Here is a 6,017-nt window from a genome sequence, read left to right on the forward strand (position 1 = left end):
GATCCCGCCCTTCCATTTATGATTATGATAATCATTATCATTTAACCATAATATCGCTTCGGATTCCCTATTGTCAATCTCCAAAGATGGGCTATTCCCGCAAGGAAACGACGTGAACGAGCTGGGAGTTGGCCGTTACTTTAATGACGGAGTGATTGGAGTCATATTCCGCGGTACCGAGGCCGACTTCGGCGGAAGCATCGGTGCCAAGAACATAGAACAAATCATCGGCGAGAGTGCGTATGCAAATATCGCGCTCGTCTTTGCTTAGGCTTTCCCAATCGTCCGACTCCATCTCGAATGCTTCATAGAAATTCGGCACGGTGACCAAGGCTCGGGATAAATCGTCCAGGATTTGGTCATATTCTCTGGTATAGCTAATGGCCATGGGGCATACCCCTTTCAAGTTTTGATTCATTATACGCGACGCCTCGTTCTTTAGCCAACCTTTAGGTTAACTTCCTTCAAGATGTACTTTAACACATTGTAAACTTCCTATATAATGAATAAGGTTCTTTGGAGGTGTATTGCATGACTTTTACAAGGCTGGGAGCGTGGCTGTCCAAGCCCTTTGTCTTTTTCTCCATCTTAATGGTGATGAAGATCTATTTGGCTGGAGTCGTCGTATTCGACAGCTCATCGGCTTGGCTGCAGTTGGCAACGGGGATACCGTCTGTCTGGGTGTTATTTTGCTTGATTGAATGGCTTGCGCCTCGCAGAAAATTAGGTGTTTACGTAACGGTTAATTTGTTGTTAACGACCATATATTTCGCAGTCATAATGTATTATAAATATTTTGGGGTAATCGTAACCTATCACGCTTTACAGCAGGTTAATCAAGTTACGGAGGTCAAAGGGAGCGTCTTCTCCTTGCTTCACCCCTACTTCCTGTTCGTTTACATCGATATTGTCGCGGTTTTGTTGCTGCTCATAAGCCGTCGTTTCCGTCAATGGGGCAAATCTCTTTCGATGCGTGAATCCAATGTGCTCGTCTCCGCGGTATTCGTGCTTTCTTTGTCGGTTAGCGTGACGAACGTCTGGATTCACCGGGACAGCATTAACGAATTAAAGCAAGCGGAGAACATGGGAATCCTGGGTTACGAGGCTTATGCCGCTATTTCCAGCGTTACCGAAAAGGCAGAGGATCCGGGCAACGTCACGGAGGAAGCGATCGCCAAGCTCAAGGGGGAACAGCATTCCGCGGCACCGCTATATTGGGGTGAAGCGGAGGGCAGGAACGTCATCGTCCTGCAGCTGGAAGCCACTCAGAATTTCCTGATCGATCTTAAGATCGATGGGCAGGAAGTGACGCCCGTTATGAACAAGCTCATGAAGGAGCACTTTTATTTCCCGCATTTCTATCAGCAAGTCGGCCAAGGCAATACGTCCGACGCCGAGTTCGTAGTGAACACGTCTTTCTATATTCCTCAGCATGGAGCGGCCGCTCAGGATTACGGGGACTTGGCTTTGCCGAGTATGCCCAAGGTGTTAATGGATCATGGTTATCAGACGGCTACGTTCCATACGAATGACGTGCAATTCTGGAATCGCAAGGAATTATACAAGGCGCTGGGATTCGATCGTTATTACGATGCCGAATTTTTCGGAGATGAAGACACGGTATTCTTCGGTTCTTCCGATGAAGTTCTGTACGATAAGGCGGCGGATGAGTTGCTGAAGATGAGCCGGTCCGGCAATCCGTTCTATTCGCAGATCATCTCGATGTCCTCGCATCATCCCTTCGATATTCCGGAGCGCAAGGTGAAGTTTCAGCTCCCGAAACGGTACCAAGGCACTATGGTCGGGGATTATATTCAAGCCCAGAATTATACGGATTATTCGCTTGGCTTGTTCATCGAGAAGCTGAAGAAGAACGGATTGTGGGACAAATCGGTGTTCGTTATATACGGAGATCACATGGGCTTGCCGATCTACTCGCTCAGCAATCATGAGAAGGATCTGATGCGGGAAATTTACGGAAGGGAATATCAATACGCGGAAATGATGAATATTCCGTTATTGGTCGTCGCTCCGGGCGTCACTGAACCGAAGAGGTTGACGCAGACAGGCGGCCAGGTCGATATTTTCCCGACGTTGGCCAATCTCCTCGGTATTTCGTTGCAAGGCCATATTCACTTCGGACAGGATATTCTCAACGAGGTTGATAACCTGCTTCCACAGCGTTATTACTTGCCATCCGGGTCTTTCGTTAACGGAAAGGGCATCTTCGTGCCGGGACTCGAATTCAAAGATGGATCGAATTATCCGTTCAACGGAGCGAAAGCGAGTGAAAAGGATTCGACGGAAGAGGAATATAACCGAGCGTTGGAGCTGTTAAGGCTATCGGATAGTTACGTGAGTCACCTGCCAAAACATGAATGAGGGTTCGGAATTATAGATATATAGATATAGATACAGGGGGTTCAGATAGTGGTTTTTAAAAATATAGAATGGAAGAAATACGCGCCGCTGTTGCTTATGCTTGTATTCCCTATTCTGGGGTTAATGTATGCTTGGACGAATAGTATAGAGAATAGGGATGTTTATCACTTGATTACGGCCGCGGATGAAGCCATTCCGTTCGTCAAGGCTTTCGCTTTGCCGTATTCCATCTGGATATTCTACATTTACGTATGTTTGATTTATTTCTTCAAGAAGGACGTCAATGTGTATTACCGCGCATTGATGACTTACGTCGTTTGCGCTTTAATCTGTTATTTGATTTATTCCGTATTCCAGACTACCGTTCCCCGTCCTATCGTAACGGGAAGCGATCCGATCTCGCAGCTAATGAGCTATATCTACCAACGCGATAAGCCTTATAACTGTTTTCCGAGTATTCACTGCTTCTCCAGCTATATGGTCATGAGAACGATATGGACCAGTTCTTTCCGTAACAAGTGGAACGTAACGTTAATCACAGTGATATCCAGTACCATTATTATGTCCACATTATTCGTGAAGCAACACGTCATTATGGATGCATTAGCGGGAATATTTCTTGTAGAAGTCGTTACCGCAGTGCTCTTCTTGTTGGAACGCAGGTTCCAAGTCACGCGCGAACGTCAAAAAACATTCGGGGCTTAGGAATGTGAAAAAGAGGCTGATCCTATAGGCAGATTTCAAACTCTGCTTGGGGGAATCAGCCTCTTTTTTTATTGTGCCATCCGCGGATGCGCGTAGAATGTAAATAGTCGGCGAAAGTGCAGCTTAATTTGTTCGACCGTATAGCCCTTCTCCTGCTTCATGTGGAAGTAGCCTATAGGGGACATGGAGCAAATGATGGAATGGGCAGCAAAGTCGGTATCGATAGGTTGCTGAGAATCGCTGACCAGCATCTCGGAGAGAATTTCGGACATCCTATCTCTGAAGAAGCGATACATCGGCGAATGGAAGAAGTTCCCGCGGTCGTCCTCGCAGCTCATCTTGGATTCCATGGCAATGATCAAATCGGCTTTCTCTTCGATCGCATCGACCCAATGATCCACGATTCCTCCCAAACGAAAGGCAGGCGGCTCGTTCCGATGCTCCTCCAAGAAGAGATTGATCTGGTTCATGAGCTGATGGCTGTAATCATATAACATATCTAAGCAAAGATCGCCTTTGTGGGCATATCTGCGATATAACGTTGCCTGTCCTATCCCAGCCGTCTTGGCAATTTGGTGCATGCTGACAGGCTGGACTCCGTGTTCGCTGAATAAATCGTGCGCGGTCCGAAGAATCAATTGGCGGTGTTCCAACGCGTCTTTGCGTTCCCGGCGAATGGACACGGAATAGCCTCCTCGTTTTACCGAAAATTTACATTTCGTTTGTTGACAACCGGATAATTGTCCGGTAACATCAGATTTAAACGGACAATTGTCCGGTAAAGTTGCGGGCTTTCGTCAGAAGGGTCCATATGTCCATATTGTAACGCCAAAGAAAGTGGCGGTCAATGGACGAGAGAGACTGCGCGAAGGAAGCTCTAATCAGGATAGGAGGGAATACATGTCTTCAAAAGCAACGCAAGCACAAGCAACTAAGGAAGAAGCGCCATTCTCAATGCGCAGCATTATCGGCCCGTTGGTTGCGATCGTCGTCGGTATTTTTATGGTTATCTTGGACGGGACGGCCGTTAACGTCGCGCTCCCCAAGCTAGCGGAAGAATTTGAACTGTTGAACTTCTCGTTAGTACAATGGACGGTCATCGGTTATGCGTTAGCGCAAGCTGCGGTCATTCCATTGGCAGGCTGGCTTTCGGATCGATTCGGAGCCAAAAAAATATTCCTGATCTCGGTCGGTTTGTTCACCATCGGATCCGGGCTATGCGCAATGGCAACTTCGGTAGAAATGCTCATTACGTACCGAATTATCCAAGGCGCGGGCGGAGGCGTCGTTATTCCGATCGCTATGGCCTTTATCTATAGGTTGTCGCCTCCGGGTAAAGTAGGGACCGTCATGGGTATGATGGGGATTCCGATTCTGCTCGGCCCCGCGTTAGGACCGGTAGTCGCCGGATGGTTGGTCGAGTATCATAGCTGGCAGTGGATATTCCTGATTAACTTGCCTATCGGCGTAATCGGAATCCTTATCGGTATACGCTCGTTGCCTAACATTCAACGCCAGTCGGTTGCGGCATTGGATTTGTTGGGTATGATCCTCGGGCCATTGGCTTTCGCCGCGCTCGTATACGGCGTTTCCCAGGGCGGCGTTGACGAAATGACGGGTGAATCCACTTGGAACGACGCAACGACGTTGATCGGTTCGGGAATCGGTATCGTGGCGCTGATCTTGTTCATTCTCGTCGAGACGAGACGTCAGAACCCGTTGCTCGAGCTTCGCGTATTCCGCTCCGGAAACTTCACTAAAGGAATTATCGTGCAATGGATTTCGCAAATCGCGATGTTCGGTACGATGTTCATGGTTCCTCTTTTTTTGCAACAGGCTCACGGGTACAGCCCGTTCAAAACAGGTTTGATTATGCTGCCTCAAGCGCTTGCTTCCGGATTGTTCATGCCGATAGGGGGTAAATTATCCGACAAGTTCGGCGCGCGTCCTCTAGTCATAGCAGGTATGGCTCTTACGACCATATCGGCATTGTTGCTATCCAACATCTCGGCGTCTTCGGGAGATGCGGCGGTCATGTTGCCGCTTGCTTTGCTAGGAGCCGGAATGGGATTGTTCATGATGCCGCTCAATAACCATCTGATTCAATCCGCTCCGCAGAACCTGGTAGGCCGAGTCACATCCCTTACCAATGCGGCGCAACAAGTCATGATGTCCTTCGCTATCGCGATCCTCACGACTTTGTCCGCGACGAAGATGAAGGATCTGATGATCGAGACGGGCAAGACGGAAAAAGACATCGAGCTATACGCTTCTTCCTTCGGTTACACGTTCTTGATACTGCTGGGAATCGCGGTCCTCGGCGGTGTGCTTGGACTGATGCTTCAGAAGCCTAAGAAGGTCGAAGGCGAAGAAGGAAGTGCCGAGATCCCGGTGATGGTTGGTCATTAAATCTCATGAATAGTACGTTAGGCGGCATCCCTGTAAAGGGTGCCGCCTTTTCCTTGTATCCTTTAAAATTGGACGACCCCCGTCAGACGTATCTGACGAGGGTCTAATATTGAAGCGCAACCGCGCGATTCATCCTGATTTCACTTTCACGAAGACAACGATAGCCCTGCCTCTCTATCGTTCTTACGGCTCCAAGACCGCTCCAGTTTAGAATTCGTGTTCCTTCCAGCAGCCAATCTGAGATTTTAATAAGGAACGTGTGGGAAAACGGAGGAATATTACCCTTTATTGAGGAAAAATCTGAGGGTTACTACTTCTAGATTCTTAACTATACTCTCTTGCGTGAATAATGTCAAGGGAGATTATCTCAGAATCTCAGAGGAAAGAAATGGTATACTTGATGATCAGTTTTCGCAAACTCGTGACTTCAGTCGTGAGTTAGAAAACTTCGGATAGGGCGTGGCTTTTGCCATGTTAACTATCGCATATGTTTAGGAAACGGATACAAACAAAAACAACAC

At 47.9% G+C, this 6,017-nt stretch carries 5 protein-coding genes; 3 read left to right on the plus strand and 2 right to left on the minus strand.

Features of this window, described 5'->3' with window-relative positions:
* Positions 1 to 91: 91 nt before the first annotated feature.
* On the minus strand, positions 92 to 418 hold the full coding sequence (locus tag E2980_RS19620; RefSeq protein WP_135153918.1) for a hypothetical protein: 327 nt from the start codon (positions 416 to 418) through the stop codon (positions 92 to 94).
* A 113-nt stretch (positions 419 to 531) separates the two neighbouring features.
* Here E2980_RS19620 and E2980_RS19625 point away from each other — a divergent pair, with 113 nt between their 5' ends.
* Entirely contained in the window at positions 532 to 2,382 is a 1,851-nt protein-coding gene (locus E2980_RS19625) for an LTA synthase family protein (protein WP_135153919.1), read from the plus strand.
* A 48-nt stretch (positions 2,383 to 2,430) separates the two neighbouring features.
* Positions 2,431 to 3,087, plus strand: a complete 657-nt coding sequence (locus E2980_RS19630) for a phosphatase PAP2 family protein (RefSeq protein WP_135153920.1) — start codon at positions 2,431 to 2,433, stop codon at positions 3,085 to 3,087.
* A 68-nt stretch (positions 3,088 to 3,155) separates the two neighbouring features.
* On the opposite strand, the gene E2980_RS19635 is transcribed toward E2980_RS19630, so the two are convergent.
* Entirely contained in the window at positions 3,156 to 3,770 is a 615-nt protein-coding gene (locus E2980_RS19635; protein ID WP_135153921.1) for a TetR/AcrR family transcriptional regulator, read from the minus strand.
* A 217-nt stretch (positions 3,771 to 3,987) separates the two neighbouring features.
* Between E2980_RS19635 and E2980_RS19640 the strand changes: the two genes are divergently transcribed.
* Positions 3,988 to 5,496, plus strand: a complete 1,509-nt coding sequence (locus E2980_RS19640; protein ID WP_135153922.1) for an MDR family MFS transporter — start codon at positions 3,988 to 3,990, stop codon at positions 5,494 to 5,496.
* Positions 5,497 to 6,017: the final 521 nt, after the last annotated feature.

The organism is Cohnella luojiensis (assembly GCF_004564235.1).
Taxonomy (GTDB): domain Bacteria; phylum Bacillota; class Bacilli; order Paenibacillales; family Paenibacillaceae; genus Cohnella; species Cohnella luojiensis.

Bases quoted from the DNA above. Each gene is read 5' to 3' on its own strand.
- E2980_RS19640 (WP_135153922.1), top strand. From the start codon at position 3,988: ATGTCTTCAAAAGCAACGCAAGCACAAGCAACTAAGGAAGAAGCGCCA.
- E2980_RS19620 (WP_135153918.1), bottom strand. From the start codon at position 418: ATGAATCAAAACTTGAAAGGGGTATGCCCCATGGCCATTAGCTATACC.
- E2980_RS19625 (WP_135153919.1), top strand. From the start codon at position 532: ATGACTTTTACAAGGCTGGGAGCGTGGCTGTCCAAGCCCTTTGTCTTT.